Origin of the sequence: Sedimentitalea sediminis (assembly GCF_042687825.1) — a bacterium.
Classification (GTDB): domain Bacteria; phylum Pseudomonadota; class Alphaproteobacteria; order Rhodobacterales; family Rhodobacteraceae; genus Sedimentitalea.
Window position 1 is genome coordinate 1 of record NZ_JBHUQE010000011.1, and the last position, 18,206, is coordinate 18,206.

The following is an 18,206-nucleotide window of genomic DNA, read 5'->3' on the forward strand; positions in this document are numbered from 1 at the left end:
GTCCTTCCACGGATTGGACGCGCCACCGCTGCCATTCTCGGTGTTGAGAAGGTGCAGGGCGGTGTCTTCGAGCGCCGGCGGCACAACCAGGGTCGGCGGCATAGCTGGACGCGTCCAGCACCGCCTTGCTGCCAAAGCCCGGTTGCCACAGGCCGAACCCGGCATTCACCCGTGCCCGGACGCCATAAACAAACTCGTCATTCATGAAGACATGCGCATCGCTTGCCGAAGACAGGGACTGGAACCCGCAGCTGTCGCGTTCCCGCCAGATCAGCGGCCGAACCGCACGCGACGTGTCCAGCAGATACCAGGCATCGCCGGCACCGGCCTGAAAGTTGCTGACGGTGATCTCGGCACCTTCGCTGTCCGTTTGCGGATGATCCGCGTCAAAGAAGGTCTGGCCGTCATGACAGGCGGTGGTGAAGCCCGACGCCAACAGGCCAAAGAGCAGCTCTTCGGGATGGTTGCGCGTCAGGTGCCCCATTTCCGGGAAGGCCGGTCCACAGACCCCCGGCTTGTCGTCGCTGATATCGTCGCGCTGCACCGCCACGGTGCTTTCGAACTTGCGGTTGGGGATCGTGAAACCGTGCGCCTTCAGACTGTGCACGTGGCGCGGCCCGATCCATTCCCGTAGCTGCGGGAATGGCCCCCTCCAGGCATAGGTTTCGTCCCGGCCCGAGCCGGGCACCGTCATCGCGACCCGTTCACGGTGCGTCGGTGCCGCCAGATAGGCGTCGGAGTATCGGGCCTGGACTCCTTTGAAGACCAGATCAGGGGATTGTTCGCTGATGAGCATCGGCGCTTTTCCTGTCAAACTGTTCACGGACAAAGTAGGAAAAGCGCCGGATGCAATTACACCCACAAGCGGTTGCGGAGCAACTGGCGGTATTGGCGAGGGTGCTGACCGGACGCGCACCATACGCCCGAGACGGATCGTGGCAAAAGCCACAGGGGTCCATGCCCAGTCAGCGTTGCGCGGAGCTGGACTCGAACCAGCATCAACTGTGCCTTTCGGCAGAGCAACCTTACCCATCGGAATACACCGCGCATCGCAGGGTATCATGGGCCGGGCTGAAAGAAAAATTTGCCGCCCTCCGGCACGGTTTCGCGAATTGCCAAGCCGCCCCCGAATTCTTAAAGGGCTTTTAGCCAAATTTTAACGGTACCAGCGATTTTGACGGGGTTGACCCTGCCCAAGGATACCAACGGCGCTCAGCGGGCCGCACAGCGGGTCACGCGAAAAAGGGCGGCGCATCCCTGCACCGCCCCTTTGCCTTGTCCTGGTCCCGATGATCAGGCCGCGCGGGCCTTCATGGATTTCAGCGCCGGGATGACCTTGGGCGCGGCCTCCTTGCGCAGAAACCGCAGGCTGGAAATTTTCCAGCTCCGTTCCAGCCATTTGTTCAGCGCATCCTCGCCGGCATTCCCGCGCGTGTATTCCGGCCAGAGGGCGCGGATCAGCTCGATCTGGCCGATACTGGCCATGCCGGGCCGCATCCCATAGCTGCGGCCCTTCGGCGTGGCCGGTTCAAAGCCCAGGTATTCGAAAAACCCCATCAGCGCCGCGAACCCGTCCGCGCCCAGCTCGGTCAGGCTGGCCACCCCGCCGATCTGCACCAGGGCGGCGCGATACTGTTCCTCGGTCAGCGGCAGTTTCGACTTGGCGACATAGACCAGCTTCATCTGATTGCGTGTGATCGTCATGCCTTCGGTCCCTTCATGTCCATCCCATCCTCGATTTGATCGAGTATCGTCCGCATGAACATGACCGCATCTTCGGCCTGCCCGTCGGCGAGGTTTTCCAGGGCCATTGAAGCGAGGAAGGCGGCGGATATGGCCTCTCGCTTGTCCAGGCGATCAACGGAAAAGGCTTCCATCAACTGGGCCGCGTGATACAGGGCCTGCTGCATTTCCTCGATCCGGTCCCGCTGATCGGTGCAGGCGATCCGGCCATGCGTTCCCATGCGCATTGCATCTCCTCCCGCTTCATCAACTCGGAAAGACGGTCTGACATCCTGTCCGCCGCTTCGTGGCTGCACAAGGAAACAGAGAGCAGTTCCAGCACGCAGGACAGGTCACTCGTAACCACCTCCTCTGCCGCGCGGGCCAGATACCGGACCGCCCCGCCCCCCGGCGTCAGCACCAGGGACGCGTCCACCGCCTGTTCGTGCAGCTCTGCCAGATCATCCCGCGATACCAGGATCAATGCAGCCTCCCTTTCTGTCCTTCGGGATCGGAAATCGTGGCAGCCTCCGAGAGCGGCCGCAGAGCAATGCGAACCATTTCCGCACGCCCGGCGTCGTTCCTTAAACCTTTCACAAGTTCGGCCAATTCCCGGCCATCATCGGGCTTTGCCTGGGCCTTCGAAAGCAGCTTCTCGATCTCCAGGGCGTCGTTGTATGCGACGGTCGGAAATTCTCCCGCCCGTGCGAACCATTCCCGCGTGGTCTCGATGTCCGGCGCCTTCATGGTGACAGTCACATTCACGTCACGATCATCCGATTCAAACACCGCCTATCATGCTGATTGCGTCCTGAATGTCGGCCGCTGATGGCTTCGTGTCCCTGGCAAGTTCTTCGGCTTCGCGGTAAACCTTTGCCATCGACCGGATGTTGCCCTGATCGCATCCGAATTTCGCCAGGACCTTGGCGCCTTTGTCTTTCAGGCGTTCGCCGATTTGCGTCATGCAATAGGTCTTGCCGATACCTACGGCACCGCGCGCAATGCCCGGACCGGCGGTTCCTGCTATGCGCCTGATCATCCAGCATGTCGGCTGTAGACCGATGTTTCTATCGTTGGCAATGTTTCCGTCCTGCTGCTGTTCTCCTGTCAGCAACGGGTGGCATTCTGAAAGGTCGGCGGTCCTAAGCGCCGGCCTTTCGTTCTTTCTGGGCGGCCAGCTGCCGGTCCCAAAGATCCTTTACGATGGCTGCACGGTCCGGGTCGGTGGTCCGACCGGCTTTCAACGGGTCTGAAAACTGCGGCTGCGCCACGTTGGCGGGAGGCGGATCGTCCAGGCCAGCCAGCGGTAAACCTTCATTCAGATCGGCGTGGAACCCGGTCAGATCCATGTCATGCGCGGCGCCGATTTCACGTGTCATCTTTCGAAGCCGTGCCCTTTCCGCCTGAGACCCGGCGCCGGACCATTTGGCCGCTCTAAGCCGGTATCTGTTCGTGGCAGATCAATTCGGCCTCGGCGGGCTCCAACGCAACCGACATGAGCGCGCAATAGGCGCCACCCGCTTGCGTGCGATGATATTTACAGGTCTTGCACAGGCCAAAACTGCGCCCGTCGTTCCGATCCAGACATCCTTTCAGAAGCCCGAACAGGCTGCTTTCGAGCCTGCCGCGCTCTTGTGGGTCCAGGGCCGCGATCGCACCCTGCAGCACGCCGGCCCGCGCGGCAATCGCGGTGCCGGACGCCGTCAGATGATACGAGATCGAACGCCGGTCGATCTCGGATCGCAGTTCCCGGATATGCCCCTTACGCTCCAGTGCCTTGAGCGTTTGCGACATGGTTCCCCGGGTCGTGCCGAAATAGTCGGCCACTTGCGACGGGGCACGGGAAAACCGGTTCGCGCGCGACAGATAGTCCAGCGCCGCCAACTGCGTGGGATTCAGATCGTCGATCCGGGTCTGGGCGGCATCCAGGCGGGCAAGGCGGTTGATCAGGGCGCGTATTCGGACGGTCTGGGACATGGTCAACTTATAGCGAGTCGAAATTATTATTGCAATAATAGCGAGTCGCTACTAAAAGTCGGTCACCGAAACTCAAAAACGGAGACCGACATGTTCAGATTTCTTGCATCCTGCACCGCGGCCGCTTTGGCCGCCTCGACCGCCTTGGCCGGCGGCTCCCATGCCATTCATCAGGAAGGCGCGGTGCATTCGAAACCCGATACCGCGCAAATTGCGGCCTTTGACATACTGGCCGCTCATGCCCACCGTGACGGGCGTCTGGTGAAATTTCACATGACGACGAACGGGTCGGCGGGAACGGTCTCGCCGGACCCGGTCGGTGCCCTGGGCGGCGCGCCTGTGCTGTCCTATGTCTGGCCGGTCTCGCTGGACCCGTCCGTGGTCGGGTTTCAGGGGGGCACCGGCATACTTGCCCTGGCCGCGACCAGCCATCCCGATTTTGACGACACGCCGTTGTTCGATGAAAACAGGGACGGCGATCCGGCCAACGATGGCGGGGACTGGCACAGCCACTGGGTCGTGCTGACACCGACCGAGGCCTGTGGCGCTGGCGCGCTGGGCGTGCGCGATATCCCCTCCGGCGAGACCCCGGCCATGCCGGCCACCTGGCCAGGCCTGCCGATCTATATCGACAGTCCGGGTTATACACCGCTGTTTGACGGTCCCGAGATCGCGGTCACGGTGCCGCTTGTCCAGCCTGAAACCGGAATGGACGCCGCCTATGACGGGGTGACCGCGGCCCTCAGGGTCAACGCCGATATCCATGCACCCCTGCTCTGCGTGACCGATGTGTTTGACATCGCATCGGGAGATCTGTCGCTGCCGGGCCGGATCGACTGAAGCCCGCGATGCATCCTTGGGTGGCCCGAACGCCGGGCCGCCTGGGCATGGTCGAACCGGAAAAAACCGCCCCTTGTGGCCCGGTCTGCCCGATCGTGGTCTGAATTCGGTGTAAGCGTGGGCTTATCTGCGCATGCATAAGCCGCCCGGCAATGGCGGGCGCCTTCCGCAAGGCCCAAGTCCGTGGGCAGCGACAACAGGCGTTGCCGCTGGTGTCACAACAACGAAAGCCGAGGATAACATGCGTAAGATCGCCCTGATGACCCTGATCGCCCTGGCCGCGCCCGTGCTTGCAGAAGAACTGAGCAAGGACACGGTGCTGGGAACCACGATGGACGAGGTCAAGACCAGCCTGACCGAGATGGGCTATGAGGTTCGCAAGATCGAGACGGAAGACGGCAAGCTTGAAGTCTATTTTGTCAAGGAAAACAAGATCGGCAAAGCCTATGTGAACCGCACCACTGGCCAGATCACCAAGCTGGAAATCAAGTGAGCCGGACATGTCCCTTCCTTCAGATCACCACGGCGGGCACGCAAGCGCCCGCGACATCACCGTATGGGATCCGCTGGTGCGGCTGATCCATTGGTCGCTGGCGCTGGCCATTCTGCTGAATGCAACCGTCGTTGACGAGGAAAGCCAGCTGCACGAATGGATCGGCTTTGTAGCCCTCGGGCTGGTGGGGCTGCGTCTGGTGTGGGCGCTGATCGGACCAGCCCACGCCCGGTTTTCGGCCTTTCCGCCCAGCTCCGCGCGGGCGATCCGCCATGTCGGCGCGGTTTTGCGCGGTGACCGCACCGTTCATTTGTCGCACAACCCGTTGGGCGCATTGATGGTCTATAATCTCTGGCTGACGGTCATCGCTCTTGGCGTCACCGGGTATTTGATGACCACGGTCCGGTTTTTCGGCAACGACTGGCTCGAAGAGCTGCACGAACTGGCCTATGGCTGGCTGGTCCTCTCGGTGGCCCTGCATGTCGCGGGCGTGATGCTCGATGCCCGGCGCTCTGGTGTCAATCTGCTGCGTGCCATGATATCTGGACGCAAGCGCATCCCGACCGGAGCCAGGGTGGAATGAAACGACCGAAATGGCCTGCACCAGCCAAGGAAAGACGCGCCACGACGCTGGCCGGCGTGATCATATTGCAGGCTCTTTGCGCGATCTTCTTCATAGGCGACGTGATCACCGATTTCCGGGGCCGGGGTCACGCCGAGGGCCTGCATATTGCGCTCGAGGCTGTGGCGGCGCTGGCCCTGATCGGCGGTGTCCTGTTCCTGATGATCGAACTGCGCCGGTTGCTGACCCGAATGGGCGACATGGATACCGGGCTGATGGTCGCGCGCGGGCAAATGGCCGAAGTGATGGATGATTTCTTCGATGACTGGCATTTGACCCGGGCCGAGCGTGACGTCGCCGTCATGATCCTCAAGGGGCTGGACAACGAGGCGATCGCCCGCGTGCGCCACACCGCGCCGGGCACCGTGCGGGCCCAGACCGCCAGCATCTATGCCAAATCCGACTGCCATGGCCGCGCGCAATTCGTCAGCCTGTTCATGGAGGAACTGATGTCGGGTGCGCTGGGCTCCGGGGCGTCTGACGGGGTGCCGCGTGGCCTGGCTGACACGGCTCCGGCAGACCGGCCGCAGTAAGGCTTTGAATTGCCCGGTCGTCCAGCGACTGCCGGCAAGATGCGACTGGCGGCCGGATTGACCCGTTGCCGTCGCCGATGCAGGTGTCATTGCAGACCAGTGCAGGCGCGGTTGCGTTGCGCCAGGCAGGTCAGGTCAGGGCAGGGCGGCGCGCAGGGCCGTCATCGCCTCACCCGGCGTGTCGGCCCAGGTGAGCATCTCGGCCAGCGAGGCATCGGCAAAGCCCTGTTCGATCACATGCGCGATCAGCGCGCGCAATGGAGTCCAGTAGCCGCCGCTGTTCAGCACCAGGATCGGCTTGTCATGCAGGCCCAGCTGCCGCCAGGTCAGCGCCTCGAACAGTTCGTCCAGTGACCCGGCTCCGCCGGGCAGGACCACCACGGCATCGGCATTCATGATCATGACCTTCTTGCGCTCGTGCATGGTTTCCGTGACCACATAGCGGGTCAGGTCCGTCTTGCCGACTTCGCGGTCCACCAGATGCTGCGGAATCACGCCAAAAGTGTCGCCCCCGGCACCTTGCGCGGCGCGCGCGGTTTCGCCCATCAACCCGACATCGCCGGCGCCATAGACCAGCCGCCAGCCCTGCCGGGCAATCTCCCATCCCAACGCGCGGGCGTCCTCGGCATAGACAGGCTTTGTCCCGGTGCGCGACCCGCAATAGACGCAGATGGATGTGACGGTCATGGGCGGTCCTTTCTGCTGGAACTGGCGGGGCTTGGGGGCGGAAGCCGGACGCTTGCTTTGACCCGTGATAGCGGCATTGCTAGGCTGGCTCAACCGTGCGGGCGGGCAGATCGATGCCGACCCGCACCCGGAGGTGGCGATGGACACACGGCGCGACAACGACGGCGGCAGCCCGCTGGCCTGGGGGCTGGGCGCTTTGGGCGTGATGGCGGTGGCCGGCCTGGCGCTGTGGGTCTCGGGCGTTCTGACGCAGGTGCCACACCCGTCCCCGACGAATCCGTCCGCGTCAAACCGTCCGCCGGAGTCCGCGCAGCTGGACGCCGCCGCTGGCGAAGCGCGTCCCCGATCGGATGCGACTGCGGCGAACCAGGTGCTGCCGGCGCCGACATTTGACGTTGTGCGCGTCGCGCCGGATGGCGGCACCGTCATCGCCGGCACGGCACCGGCAGGCAGCCATGTCCGTATCCTGTTGGACGGGGTCACCGTGCAAACCGAACAGGTTGATACCGATGGCAGCTTTGCCGTTTTGCTGAGCCTGCCGCCCGCTGCCGCGCCGCGCGTTCTGAGCCTGGTGGCGCGGATCGACGGGCGCGACATCGCGTCGGACGACCAGATCATCCTGACCCCGGCGCTGCCCGCCCAGCAACTGCTGGCCGACCCGACACCGGATCCGGGCCCTGTCGCGGGGGTCGACGCGGTCGCAAAGACCGAACCGCGCGCCGCCACCGGGCCATCGCCGGTGCCGACCGGGGCGCCCGAAGCCGTTGCGTCATCTGTCGTCGATGCCGGTTCGACACCGCCGATTCAGACCGAGGCGGCGCAACCGGCTGCGCGTGTGGCGGTGCTGCGGACCGGTGTGGATGGGGTCGAGCTGATGCCGCCGGTGCCGCCGAAACCGCCTGCCGGCCCGGAACGGATCGCGCTGGGCACGATCAGCTATTCCGACACCGGCGCGGTATTGCTGCAGGGCAGCGCGCGGGGCGGTTCGGTGGTGCGCATCTATCTGGACAACGCGCCCCTGATCGACCTGGATACCGGCAGTGACGGGCGCTGGCGCGGGCAGCTGACGGATATCGAACCCGGTGTCTACAAGCTGCGGCTGGACGAACTGGACCCGGCAGGGCGGGTGCTGAGCCGCATCGAAACGCCGTTCCAGCGGGCCGCACCCGAATCGCTCCGTCCGCCGGTCGCCGACACGGCGGGGGCAGAGGCGCTGGTGCGTGCCGTGACGGTGCAGGCCGGTGATACGCTGTGGGCAATCTCGCGGGCGCGCTATGGCGAAGGCCTGCTGTATGTGCGTGTGTTTCAAGCCAACCGCGACAGCATCCGCGACCCGGACCTGATCTATCCCGGTCAGGTCTTTACGATCCCGCAATGAGACCCCGCCACTGGTCAAGACGGTACGCCGGGCCTATGTGTCAGTTTCAAAACCGGGAAATCACATGCCACCAGCCGATACCGCCGACCCCGGCGATCACCGCCGTTCGGGCCTGCGCACCATGCGCCGGGTCGCACCCTATCTGTGGCCCAAGGATCAGCCCTGGGTAAAGCGCCGGGTCGTGATCGCCATGACCATGCTGATGCTGGCCAAGCTGATCGCTGTCTATACGCCGATCCTGTACAAGGGCGCGGTGGACGGGCTGGCGGATCAGGGCGTGCCAATGCTGGCGCTGGGCGCGGTTGGTCTGACCGTTGCCTATGGCATGGCACGGCTGATGACTGTCGGGTTTCAGCAGTTGCGCGACGCGGTTTTTGCCCCGGTGGCGCAGCGGGCGCTGCGGCAACTGGCGCTGGAAACCTTTCAGCACATCCACCGTTTGTCGATGCGCTATCACATCACCCGCAAGACCGGCGGCCTCAGCCGCATCATCGAACGCGGCGTCAAGGGCGTCGAGTTTCTGCTGCGTTTCATGCTGTTCTCGATCGGCCCGCTGATCCTGGAACTGGCGCTGGTGGGGATCATCCTGACGGTGCTGTTTGACGTCTGGTATCTGGTGATCGTCGCGATCACCATCGCGCTCTATGTCGGGTTCACCTTTCGGGTGACCGAATGGCGGGTGCAGCTGCGCCGCGAGATGAACAACCAGGACACCGATGCCAATCAAAAGGCCATCGACAGCCTGCTGAACTATGAAACCGTGAAATATTTCGGCGCCGAGGCCCGCGAGGCCGCGCGCTATGACCGGGCCATGCAGGGCTATGAGGCGGCCGCCCTGAAAACCGCCTATTCGCTGGGGTTTCTGAATTTCGGCCAGTCGCTGCTGATCACCGGCGGCCTGATCGGGGTGATGGTTCTGGCCGCGTTCGGCGTGCAGTCGGGCGCACTGACGGTGGGCGATTTCGTGATGGTCAACGCCTATATGATCCAGATCACCGTGCCGCTGAACTTTCTCGGTACGGTCTATCGCGAGATCCGCCAGTCGCTGGTCGACATGGGCGAGATGTTCGACCTGCTGGAACAGCCCGCCGAGGTGACCGACAAGCCCGGAGCGCCCGATCTTCGGGTCAATGGCGGTACCATCTCGATGCGGGATCTGCGCTTTGGCTATGACGCCAAACGCGAGATTCTCAAGGGGGTGAACCTGACGGTCGAGGCCGGCAAGTCGGTCGCCATTGTCGGGGCGACCGGATCGGGCAAATCCACCATCGGGCGGTTGCTGTTCCGGTTCTACGACGTGACCGGGGGGGCGATGCTGATCGACGGCCAAGATCTGCGCGATGTCACCCAGGACAGCCTGCATGCCGCCATCGGCGTGGTGCCGCAGGACACGGTGCTGTTCAACGACACGATCCGCTACAACATCGCCTATGGCCGCGACGGTGCGACCCAGGACCAGATCGAGCAGGCGGCGCGCGACGCCCAGATCCATGATTTCATCGCCAGCTTGCCGGACGGCTATGACACCACCGTGGGCGAACGCGGGCTGAAACTGTCGGGCGGCGAGAAACAGCGGGTCGGCATTGCCAGGACCCTGCTCAAGGATCCGCCCATCCTGTTGCTGGACGAGGCCACCAGCGCGCTGGACAGCGACACCGAACGGGAAATCCAGGACGCGCTGGCCCGGGCCGGCGAGGGGCGGACGGTGATCACCATCGCCCACCGTCTGTCGACCATCTCGGATGCGGATCAGATCGTTGTCTTGCACGAAGGCGTCATCGTCGAGCAGGGTACCCACGAGGCGTTGCTGGCGCAGAACGGGCGCTATGCCAACCTGTGGAACCGCCAGCAATCCGAGGATCAGGCGGCCTGAGCCGGGGGGCGGACTGCGCGTGAGAACAGGCGGGACAACTTATTGCCGAGAAAGTAAAGCGCAGCTGACTTGAATCAAAGCGCCTGTGATCGAGCCGGCGCCATATGGATTTTTTCTCTAAACACATTTTCGGAGGACCTTATGGCCAAACACCTATTCTTTGTGCTCGTTTTCACGTTGACCACGATCTCAGCCACCATTTCGGTATCGCAGTTGGCGGCACAACCAAGAGCAACTGGCGACGAAAAAGTCGTGACCGAATTTTTTCATGGCGGTGGGTGCCGAAAATCGTCGCCACCGGGAAAATGCTGCCATGCGGGGTCTAAGCCCCTGCATTGCCACTAAGTCGAATCAGATAGCCCAGACGCCGGGGACGGACGAATTCGCGCAGACGCATGGTGTCTGTTGCGGGAACGGCTGTTGCGAGGCACCCCGGGTCTGGGAACCCGGGGTGGCCGAATTGCTCAACACAGCGTTTTGAGTACCGTTCGCATGCCGACCGGCAGGAAAGAACCGGTTGGAAAAAATTCGGTGAACGTTCGAGGATCGGATTTCTTGTCGCTGGTATCCGATCAAAGCCGGGTCATGCGGTGTGGGTCTGCTCTATTCCGCAGCTTTCAGAGGATTTTCCCTCGCTGGTGCGATGTGATCCTCGGTCTGGTTCGGTTCTTCCGCCTCCGCTTCCGCTTCCGGGGCCGGTCCCGGCTCTTCGTCCCAGATGATTTCTGTCACCCGGACCTTTTTCGCGGCCTGTTCCAGACGCATGTCGCGCGCGGTCCGGCTGTCGTGGCCGCCCGTGGCAATCGCGATCAGATGACCGATCCAGCTGGCATAGGTCGCGAACCAGACCCGCAGGGCCAGAAAGGAGGGGGTGACGATCAGTGTCAGAACCGTGGCGATGCCCAGGCCGAACACCACCGCCGTAGCCAGCTGTTTCCACCACAGCGAGGTCGGGCTGTCGATGGAATAGCCGCCATTGATGAAATCCAGGCTCAGCCCGAACATCATCGGCGCCAGACCTGCCATGGTGGTGATCGTGGTCAGTAGCACCGGGCGGATGCGTGCCTCGGCGGTGCGGATGATCGCCTCGATCTGCGGCATGTAGCGGCTGAATTCCTGATAGGTGTCGATCAGCACGATGTTGTTGTTCACCACGATCCCGGCCAGCGCGACGATTCCGGTGCCGGTCATGATGATCGAGAACGGCTGTTGCATCACCATCATCCCGATCAGCACGCCGGTGGTGGACAGGACCACCGCCAGCAGCACCAGGGCCGAATTGTAGAAACTGTTGAATTGCGCCAGCAGGATGATGAACATCAGCCCCAGCGCGCCCAGAAAGGCCTTTTGCAGGAAGGCGCCGGATTCGGCCTGTTCCTCCTGGTCGCCGGTCCATTCCCAGTCGATGCTGGCGGGCAGGGGGCTGGTGTCCAGCCATTCGGTCAGCACCGCGATGCGCTCGTTGGCATTGATCGGGGCAAAACGCGCGTCGTCGCTGTCCAGCGCCCGGCGCAGATCGTCGACGGTCACACCGTCGCTCAGGGCGACGATTTCGAATATCTCGCCCTGGCCGTTGTCCACGGTTGCGCCGGCTGCGGTGGCGTCCGCCGGCAGCGCGCGCACCACGCCCAGACGGCGGTCGCCGCCGGTCTCGGCGTCCTCGGCCACGATCTTGGACAGGCCGACAGAGACGTCGGCCTTGACGTCGTAATAGCGCTGCTGATCGACCCGGTTGATCTGTTCCAGCTTCTTTACGGGCTTGCGGCTGATGAAGTTGCTCAGCGGGATCAGCCCGTCGGCGGTGCGCACCTTCATCGAATCCAGAGTGCTCAGCACCCGGTCATTCTCGGGCAGGCGGACGCGGATCTCGATTTCCTCGTCGCTTGTATCGACCCGCATGGTGTCGAGCAGGATGCCCCGCGTCACCAGCTGGACCATGCCGCCCACCGTGGCCACGTCAGCGCCATAGCGGCCGGCCTGTTCGACATCGACATCGATCTGCCAGTCGATGCCGGGCAGGGGCAGGGTGTCCTCGATCTTGATCAGGCCGGGCGTGTTCTCAAAGACCGCCCGGGCCAGGTTGGCAGCCTCGGTCAAGTCGCCCCAATCGTCGCCCTTGAGCCGCAGATGCACCGGCTTGCCCGAGGCCGGCCCCTGTTCCAGTGCCAGAATCTCGGCCTCGAAGCCCGGCAGTTTCTGCAGTTCGGCATTCAGCTGGTCGATGACGAAATCGCCATCGAAGGCCGGCGCGGTGACGTCGCGTTCAAGCTTGCCGAAGAACCAGCTTTCGCGTGCGGTCGGGCGCTCCTCCCACGGGATGATCTCGAACTGGACCTGTCCGACGGTGTCCTGCGGGCTCTGCTGGCCGGGTCCGCCGGTGTCCAGCCCGCCATCGCCGGCAAAGGCAAAGACGTTGATCACCGCCGGATGGGCGCTGACCACCTTTTCGACCTGGCGCACCATCTCGTCGGTTTCCGTCAGCGAAATATTGCCGCGCGCCCGGACATAGACGGTGGCCTGTTCCGGTTCGGATTCCACAAAGAATTCGACCCCGCGCGAATTGGCCGGGAACAGCACCGCGGCGACATAGAATACCGCCAAGAACACCACCGCGATTGACACGATCGGCATGATCGGATTGCCGGCGATGATCTTGATGAAATGCCCAAAGGCAGAATGCTGACGCCCAGAGCGCACCGCGCGCGGCTTGCGCTCTATGGCGGCGGCCCCCAGTGTCACCGAAGACGCGAAAGCGCCGAACAGGAACACCGCCGCGCCAAACAGGGCGCCGGCCGCTCCCGGCATGGTTGCCGGCAACATGTAGGCCGGGTTCAGAACCTGCATCGCCCCGAGGAACATAAGATACAGTGCCGGCGGCACCATGGCGGCCCGCGCCAGCCAGGGCAGGCGGGCCCTCAGCGCGTCCGACAGATTGCCAAACAGCCGGCTCATCCGCCCGGTGACCCCGCCCATGACCGGCAGATAGACGAGCGCCACGATCAGGCTGGCAGACAAAACAAAGATCAACGTGACCGGCAGCATGCCCATGAATTCGCCCGGCACTCCGGGCCAGAACAGCATCGGCAGAAAGGCACAGAGCGTTGTCGCCGTCGAGGAAACCACCGGCCAGAACATCCGCTGCGCGGCCTCGACATAGGCGTGCATCGGGCCGGTGCCCTCTTTGATACGCTTGTCGGCATATTCCACTACGACGATGGCGCCGTCCACCAGCATCCCGACGGCCAGGATCAGGCCGAACATCACGATATTCGAGATGCTGATCCCCATGACCGCCAGAAAGGCGAAACACAAAAGGAACGAGGTCGGGATGGCAAAGCCGACCAGCAACGCGGCGCGGCTGCCCAAAGCGGCCAGAACCACGATCATCACCAGCGCCACCGCGGTCAGAACCGAGCCTTCGAGCTGGCTGACCATCGAGCCGACCACGCGGCTCTGGTCGTTGCTGGTGCCGACCTCGACCGCGGCCTGCAACTCGGGCGGCCACTTGGTGCGGGATTTGTCCAGTGTCTCTTTCACCAGGGCCACGGTGTCGATCAGGTTGAAACCCTTGCGCTTGACCACCTGCAGCGCCACCGTCGGTTCGCCGTCAAACCGGGCCGTGCCCTTGCGGTCTTCGAAGGTGAAATTGATCTCGGCCAGTTCGCCCAGCGTCACCACCCGGTCGCCATTGGCCTTGATCGGCAGGCTGTAGACATCCAGCGGATCGTCGAAACTGGAGGGGATCTTGACGCTGAACTTGCCCTGCCGGGTCTCTACCTCGCCGGCGGCGATCAGCTGGTTGTTGTTCTGCACCACATTGATCAGTTCCAGCGCGGTGATGTTATATGCCTCCAGCCGCAGAGGGTCGATCACCACCTCCAGCATCTCTTCGCGATTGCCGGCGATCCCGGCCTCCAGCACCGCGTCCAGCGATTCCAGATCGTCCTGCAGATCCTTGGCGATCTTGGCCATGGTGCGTTCCGGCACCGCTCCGGTCAGGTTGACGATGACGATGGGAAATTCGGAGAAGTTGATTTCCTTGATGGAATATTGCTCGGCGCCCTCGGGAAACTCGCCCTGGGCTGCGTTCATCGCGTCGCGCACATCGGCCATGATCGCGGTCTTGTCCCAGCCGAAATCAAACTCCAGTGCCACGCCGGCGTAATTCTCGGCGGCGGTGCTGGACATGGTTTTCAGACCGTCCAGATCGGCCAGTTCGGTCTCCATCACCTTGACCAGCAGGCTTTCGCTGTCCTCGGCGGAAATGCCGGGAAACTGCACCGACACGAACAGGGCCGGGATCTCGATATCCGGCTCGCCCTCTTTGGGCAGATTGGCATAGGCAAAGCCGCCGATGATCAGCGACAACGCGATGAACGCCAGGACCATGCGGGCCCGTTCGCTGGCCCAGGTGACGATTCCGGTCATTTCGCCGCCTCGCGATAGGTCGGTTTCACGCGCACGCCCCGCGTGACGAAATCCTGTCCGACGACGATCACGTCGGCGCGCTCGCCCAGGCCGCTGACCCAGACGCCTTCAATGTCGTCGCGCAACAGCTTGACGGGCCGGAAATCGACGATGTCGTCCGCCCCGACGATGCGTACGCCCAATTGTCCGTCATTGTTCAGCGTCAGCGCGGATTGCGGCAGCCGGTGCGCCAGCGCACCATTGGCGGCCACCATGATCGAGGCTGTCTGGCCATCGCGGATCGCAAGTTCCGGGTTGGGCGCGCTGATCTCGACCTGAAAGGTGCGCGTCATTTCATCCGCCGCCCGGCTGATGAACACGACCTGGCCCTGCACCCATTGCCCGTCGGCCAGTTCGGCCGCGGCGGTGGCGCCCAGTTCGATGCGGTTGACCTCGGTTTCGGGCACATAGCCCACCAGCTTGATCGGGTCGAGCTGGATGATCGTGGCGCACAGGCTGCCGGGTTGCATCAGGCTGCCCAGTTCAGCGGTGTCGGATTCCAGCAGGCCCTCGAACGGCGCTTCGATCGTCAGCCGCTCGATCTCGCGCTCGGCCGCGGCGACTGCGGCGGCGGCGCTTTCGATGCCGGATTTGGTGGTCTCCAGCCCGGATTGGGCGCTGGCGATCCCGGCCTCGGCGGCGCGTACCGCCGCCTGGGTCGAGGCCAGTCTCGTGTCCGACGCATAGCCGCCCTCGGACAGCTTTTCCGCCGCATTGTTGTTGATAAGGGCCTCGGACAACCGTGCCTTTGCCTCTGCCAGCCGGGCTTTGGTTTCCGGCACCCGGCTCTGGGCTTCGTTCAGGCGGGCGCGGGCCTCGGCCAGGGCCGCTTTGCGGGTGCCGGGATCGAGCTGGCACAGCAGATCGCCCGCCGCCACGAACGTACCCTTGCGCAAGGGGTCCGAGATTACCGTCGCCGACGTTTCGGCGCGGACCTCGACCTGGCGTACGGCGGCGGTCTGCCCGCGCAGAATCACCGCGCTGTCGATCTGTTGCGCGGCGCTGCGCACCACGACCACGCCGATCGCCGGGGCCGTGCGGCTGGCCACCGCGTCGCCGTTCCCACCGCTGTTCGCCGCCGGTTCGGCGTTGGTGTCGCTGCGGGCCAAAGCGAACAGTGCCTCGCGCTCGAATACGACCGCATACAGTACAAGCATCACCAGGGCGGCCGTGATGAGGGGAATGAGTCGCATAGTCAGCCTTTCAAATTCGCCTTGCGTCGCGCCGAATCCGGTTAATCAATGAGGTCCGACCCATAGCACGCATATAAGCAGTGCCTGTGAATCTTCTACACTGAACCGAGCAGTTCAGAAAATAAAATTTTGAGCACCCGCCCCGGGCCGTACGGAATTGCCCGGACCGGGCCACTTGGCTTGCCCGGACAGGCGCGCTAAGAGGGGCCAGTTCACCCGGATCGGCCAACTCAGCTGGCCAGGTGGGGTCGGCGCCGTCAATGAGGCTCTGGGCGCAGAGTTTGCGGTGTGCCGCAGTGGTTGCAGGTATGGGGACAGGCGCGCAGGCGCACGGGGGCAGGACAGATGAGTGATACCGACAGTTTTATCGAAGAGGTGACCGAAGAGGTCCGCCGCGACCGTCTGTTCATCATGTTCAAGCGCTATGGCTGGATTGCCGCCCTTGTCATCGTCGTGATCGTCGGCGGTGCAGCCTATAACGAATACCGCAAGGCCCAGGCGCGTGCCGCAGCGCAGCAACTGGGCGACGACATCATCACCGCCCTGGGCGAAAACAATGCTGCCGAGCGTGTCGCGGCGCTGGGGCGGGTTCAGGCGCAATCCGCCGGCGGCGCGGCGGTTCTGGGCTTTCTCACCGCCGCCACCCAGGCGGATGCCGGCGAGACCGAACAGGCGGTGGCGCAGCTGAACGCGGTGGCCGGCTCTGGCGATCTGCCCGAGATTTACCGCCAGATCGCCGCTTTCAAGGCGCTGACCCTGCAGGCCGAGACGCTGCCGGCAAACGAACGCCGGCTGCAATTCGAGGCGCTGGCACAACCCGGCGCGCCTCTGCGCCTGCTGGCGCAGGAACAACTGGCCTTGATTGACATCGGCGAAGGCCAGACAGAGGCGGCGATCGAGCGCCTGCAGACCATTCTGCGTGATGCCGAGGCCACCCCGGACTTGCAACAACGGGTTTCACAGGTGATTGTGGCGCTGGGCGGCAACCCGGACCCGGCCCCGCTATCGCAGGGCTGATCCGCCCGGGATGTAACGCCCGGGCAGACCGGCAAGAACAGGAAGACAGGCACAGCAACATGATGGCAGCGTTTCCCTCGTCCCGCACCGGGCTGGCCGTGCTGACCGCGCTGGTTCTGGCATTGACCGCCTGCGCAGAAAAAGAGGTCATCCTGCCCGGCCAGCGCGAGGCAATCCGCCCGGATGACGCGGATGCCCCCCGGACCGCGGCGACCGTGACCAATGCCAGCCGGGCGATCCGGTTGCCGGCGCAGAAAGCCAATGCAAGCTGGGCCCAGCCGCCGGGCACCCAGGCCTATCGCACCGCGCATCCGGCGCTGCGTGCGGCACCCGCGCTGGTCTGGTCCGTCCCGATCGGATCGGGTGACAGCAGGCGCCAGCGCATCACCGCGGCACCGGTGGTCGCGGGCGGGCTGATCTATACGCTGGACAGCGGCGCGCGGGTTTCGGCGGTGTTGCCGGGCGGCGCCATTGTCTGGAGCACCGACCTGACCCCGGCGACCGACGAAGAGGGGCAGGCAACGGGCGGCGGCATGTCCTATGACAAGGGCACGCTCTACGTGTCGTCGGGTTTCGGCCGTCTGGCGGCGCTGGACGCGAAAACCGGCGCGACGCGCTGGATCCAACAACTTGGTTCGACCGGCAGCGGCACGCCCCTGGTGCGCGACGGGCTGGTCTATCTGGTGGCCGGGGACAAGACCGGCTGGGCGGTCCGGACCGACAATGGCCGCATCGCCTGGCAGATCGAGGCCACCCCCAGCGTCGCCAATGTGCTGGGTGCACCGGCGCCGGTGCTGGCCGGCGACCTGGTGGTCTTTGGCTTTGGGTCGGGCGATCTGGTGGCGGCGTTCAGGCGCGGCGGGCTGCGGCGCTGGAACGCCACGGTGGCCGGGCAGCGCGTTGGCCGTGCGGCGGCGCGAATCGGCGATGTCACCGGTGGGCCGATGGTCGTTGGCAATCGCATCTATGCCGGTAATCATTCCGGCCGCATCGTGGCGCTGGACGCGGCCAGCGGCGAGCGGATCTGGACCGCGCGCGAGGGCGCGCTGGGACCGGTCTGGCCGGCCGGGGACAGTATCTTTTCAGTCACCGATCTGAACGAGCTGGTGCGCATCGACACCCGCAACGGCGGCGTGATCTGGGCGGTGGACCTGCCGAAATTCGTGCGTGACAAGCCGCGCAAACGTGGCGCGGTCTTTGCCAATTACGGGCCGATCCTGGCCGGCGGGCGCATCGTCGTGGCGTCCAGTGACGGCCAGTTGCGGTTCTTTTCGCCCGAGAACGGCGTGCTGACCGCCAGCGTTGCGGTGCCCGGCGGCGCCACCAGCGCACCGGTCGTTGCCGGACGAACCCTGTATGTCATGGGCGCCAGGGGCGAACTGCATGCTTTCCGTTGACGCCGGG

At 64.2% G+C, this 18,206-nt stretch carries 17 protein-coding genes and 2 pseudogenes; 8 read left to right on the forward strand and 11 right to left on the reverse strand.

Going from position 1 to position 18,206, the window contains the following annotated elements:
- The 8 genes and pseudogenes from ACFMPD_RS10555 to ACFMPD_RS10590 all read right to left on the reverse strand — a co-directional run.
- Positions 1-919, reverse strand: a pseudogene (locus ACFMPD_RS10555) (Mu-like prophage major head subunit gpT family protein); the annotation flags it as partial.
- Between the two features lie 53 nt (positions 920-972).
- A pseudogene (locus ACFMPD_RS10560) lies at positions 973-1,048 on the reverse strand.
- A gap of 245 nt (positions 1,049-1,293) precedes the next feature.
- A complete protein-coding gene (locus tag ACFMPD_RS10565) occupies positions 1,294-1,704 on the reverse strand; it encodes a regulatory protein GemA (RefSeq protein WP_380993909.1) in 411 nt (136 codons plus the stop codon).
- The gene (locus ACFMPD_RS10570; RefSeq protein ID WP_380993911.1) at positions 1,701-1,964 is read right to left on the reverse strand and encodes a hypothetical protein; all 264 of its coding nucleotides are present in this window, start codon (positions 1,962-1,964) and stop codon (positions 1,701-1,703) included. The genes ACFMPD_RS10565 and ACFMPD_RS10570 overlap by 4 nt, the downstream gene beginning before the upstream one ends.
- Before the next feature lie 238 nt (positions 1,965-2,202).
- Positions 2,203-2,511 carry a hypothetical protein gene (locus tag ACFMPD_RS10575; protein ID WP_380993913.1) on the reverse strand — a complete coding sequence of 103 codons (309 nt, stop codon included), beginning with the start codon at positions 2,509-2,511 and terminating at the stop codon, positions 2,203-2,205.
- Positions 2,504-2,836, reverse strand: coding sequence for a hypothetical protein (locus ACFMPD_RS10580; protein ID WP_380993915.1), 333 nt, complete (start codon positions 2,834-2,836; stop codon positions 2,504-2,506). Before ACFMPD_RS10580 ends, ACFMPD_RS10575 begins: the two co-directional genes overlap by 8 nt.
- Before the next feature lie 28 nt (positions 2,837-2,864).
- Positions 2,865-3,101 (reverse strand): hypothetical protein, encoded by a 237-nt coding sequence (locus ACFMPD_RS10585; RefSeq protein WP_380993917.1) that lies wholly within the window; start codon positions 3,099-3,101, stop codon positions 2,865-2,867.
- A 55-nt stretch (positions 3,102-3,156) separates the two neighbouring features.
- Positions 3,157-3,699, reverse strand: a complete 543-nt coding sequence (locus ACFMPD_RS10590; protein ID WP_380993919.1) for a MarR family winged helix-turn-helix transcriptional regulator — start codon at positions 3,697-3,699, stop codon at positions 3,157-3,159.
- A 90-nt stretch (positions 3,700-3,789) separates the two neighbouring features.
- On the opposite strand from ACFMPD_RS10590, the gene ACFMPD_RS10595 reads away from it, so the two are divergent.
- From ACFMPD_RS10595 to ACFMPD_RS10610, 4 genes are all read left to right on the forward strand, one after another.
- A complete protein-coding gene (locus tag ACFMPD_RS10595; protein WP_380993921.1) occupies positions 3,790-4,539 on the forward strand; it encodes a hypothetical protein in 750 nt (249 codons plus the stop codon).
- 241 nt (positions 4,540-4,780) lie between these two features.
- Complete coding sequence (locus tag ACFMPD_RS10600) at positions 4,781-5,032, forward strand: PepSY domain-containing protein (RefSeq protein ID WP_380993923.1); 252 nt, start codon at positions 4,781-4,783, stop codon at positions 5,030-5,032.
- Between the two features lie 7 nt (positions 5,033-5,039).
- Positions 5,040-5,615 (forward strand): cytochrome b/b6 domain-containing protein, encoded by a 576-nt coding sequence (locus ACFMPD_RS10605; protein ID WP_380993924.1) that lies wholly within the window; start codon positions 5,040-5,042, stop codon positions 5,613-5,615.
- A complete protein-coding gene (locus ACFMPD_RS10610) occupies positions 5,612-6,187 on the forward strand; it encodes a helix-turn-helix transcriptional regulator (protein WP_380993925.1) in 576 nt (191 codons plus the stop codon). The genes ACFMPD_RS10605 and ACFMPD_RS10610 overlap by 4 nt, the downstream gene beginning before the upstream one ends.
- 135 nt (positions 6,188-6,322) lie before the next feature.
- On the opposite strand, the gene ACFMPD_RS10615 is transcribed toward ACFMPD_RS10610, so the two are convergent.
- A complete protein-coding gene (locus ACFMPD_RS10615) occupies positions 6,323-6,874 on the reverse strand; it encodes an LOG family protein (RefSeq protein ID WP_380993927.1) in 552 nt (183 codons plus the stop codon).
- Positions 6,875-7,013: 139 nt separating this feature from the next.
- On the opposite strand from ACFMPD_RS10615, the gene ACFMPD_RS10620 reads away from it, so the two are divergent.
- Both ACFMPD_RS10620 and ACFMPD_RS10625 read left to right on the forward strand, forming a co-directional pair.
- Positions 7,014-8,252, forward strand: a complete 1,239-nt coding sequence (locus ACFMPD_RS10620) for a LysM peptidoglycan-binding domain-containing protein (protein ID WP_380993928.1) — start codon at positions 7,014-7,016, stop codon at positions 8,250-8,252.
- A 64-nt stretch (positions 8,253-8,316) separates the two neighbouring features.
- Positions 8,317-10,125, forward strand: coding sequence for an ABCB family ABC transporter ATP-binding protein/permease (locus ACFMPD_RS10625; RefSeq protein WP_380993929.1), 1,809 nt, complete (start codon positions 8,317-8,319; stop codon positions 10,123-10,125).
- A 603-nt stretch (positions 10,126-10,728) separates the two neighbouring features.
- Here ACFMPD_RS10625 and ACFMPD_RS10630 read toward each other — a convergent pair.
- Both ACFMPD_RS10630 and ACFMPD_RS10635 read right to left on the reverse strand, forming a co-directional pair.
- Positions 10,729-14,553, reverse strand: coding sequence for an efflux RND transporter permease subunit (locus ACFMPD_RS10630; protein WP_380993931.1), 3,825 nt, complete (start codon positions 14,551-14,553; stop codon positions 10,729-10,731).
- Positions 14,550-15,785 (reverse strand): efflux RND transporter periplasmic adaptor subunit, encoded by a 1,236-nt coding sequence (locus tag ACFMPD_RS10635; RefSeq protein ID WP_380993932.1) that lies wholly within the window; start codon positions 15,783-15,785, stop codon positions 14,550-14,552. Before ACFMPD_RS10635 ends, ACFMPD_RS10630 begins: the two co-directional genes overlap by 4 nt.
- Before the next feature lie 345 nt (positions 15,786-16,130).
- Here ACFMPD_RS10635 and ACFMPD_RS10640 point away from each other — a divergent pair, with 345 nt between their 5' ends.
- A complete protein-coding gene (locus ACFMPD_RS10640; protein ID WP_380993934.1) occupies positions 16,131-16,802 on the forward strand; it encodes a tetratricopeptide repeat protein in 672 nt (223 codons plus the stop codon).
- Positions 16,803-16,861: 59 nt separating this feature from the next.
- Complete coding sequence (locus ACFMPD_RS10645; RefSeq protein ID WP_476463237.1) at positions 16,862-18,199, forward strand: outer membrane protein assembly factor BamB family protein; 1,338 nt, start codon at positions 16,862-16,864, stop codon at positions 18,197-18,199.
- The last annotated feature ends 7 nt before the right edge of the window (positions 18,200-18,206 follow it).

Excerpts from the sequence above, each read along its gene's own strand:
- ACFMPD_RS10570 (WP_380993911.1), bottom strand. The coding sequence starts at position 1,964 with ATGGGAACGCATGGCCGGATCGCCTGCACCGATCAGCGGGACCGGATC.
- ACFMPD_RS10640 (WP_380993934.1), top strand. The coding sequence starts at position 16,131 with ATGAGTGATACCGACAGTTTTATCGAAGAGGTGACCGAAGAGGTCCGC.
- ACFMPD_RS10605 (WP_380993924.1), top strand. The coding sequence starts at position 5,040 with ATGTCCCTTCCTTCAGATCACCACGGCGGGCACGCAAGCGCCCGCGAC.
- ACFMPD_RS10635 (WP_380993932.1), bottom strand. The coding sequence starts at position 15,785 with ATGCGACTCATTCCCCTCATCACGGCCGCCCTGGTGATGCTTGTACTG.
- ACFMPD_RS10595 (WP_380993921.1), top strand. The coding sequence starts at position 3,790 with ATGTTCAGATTTCTTGCATCCTGCACCGCGGCCGCTTTGGCCGCCTCG.
- ACFMPD_RS10615 (WP_380993927.1), bottom strand. The coding sequence starts at position 6,874 with ATGACCGTCACATCCATCTGCGTCTATTGCGGGTCGCGCACCGGGACA.
- ACFMPD_RS10585 (WP_380993917.1), bottom strand. The coding sequence starts at position 3,101 with ATGACACGTGAAATCGGCGCCGCGCATGACATGGATCTGACCGGGTTC.
- ACFMPD_RS10610 (WP_380993925.1), top strand. The coding sequence starts at position 5,612 with ATGAAACGACCGAAATGGCCTGCACCAGCCAAGGAAAGACGCGCCACG.
- ACFMPD_RS10645 (WP_476463237.1), top strand. The coding sequence starts at position 16,862 with ATGATGGCAGCGTTTCCCTCGTCCCGCACCGGGCTGGCCGTGCTGACC.
- ACFMPD_RS10620 (WP_380993928.1), top strand. The coding sequence starts at position 7,014 with ATGGACACACGGCGCGACAACGACGGCGGCAGCCCGCTGGCCTGGGGG.
- ACFMPD_RS10625 (WP_380993929.1), top strand. The coding sequence starts at position 8,317 with ATGCCACCAGCCGATACCGCCGACCCCGGCGATCACCGCCGTTCGGGC.
- ACFMPD_RS10565 (WP_380993909.1), bottom strand. The coding sequence starts at position 1,704 with ATGACGATCACACGCAATCAGATGAAGCTGGTCTATGTCGCCAAGTCG.
- ACFMPD_RS10600 (WP_380993923.1), top strand. The coding sequence starts at position 4,781 with ATGCGTAAGATCGCCCTGATGACCCTGATCGCCCTGGCCGCGCCCGTG.
- ACFMPD_RS10590 (WP_380993919.1), bottom strand. The coding sequence starts at position 3,699 with ATGTCCCAGACCGTCCGAATACGCGCCCTGATCAACCGCCTTGCCCGC.
- ACFMPD_RS10630 (WP_380993931.1), bottom strand. The coding sequence starts at position 14,553 with ATGACCGGAATCGTCACCTGGGCCAGCGAACGGGCCCGCATGGTCCTG.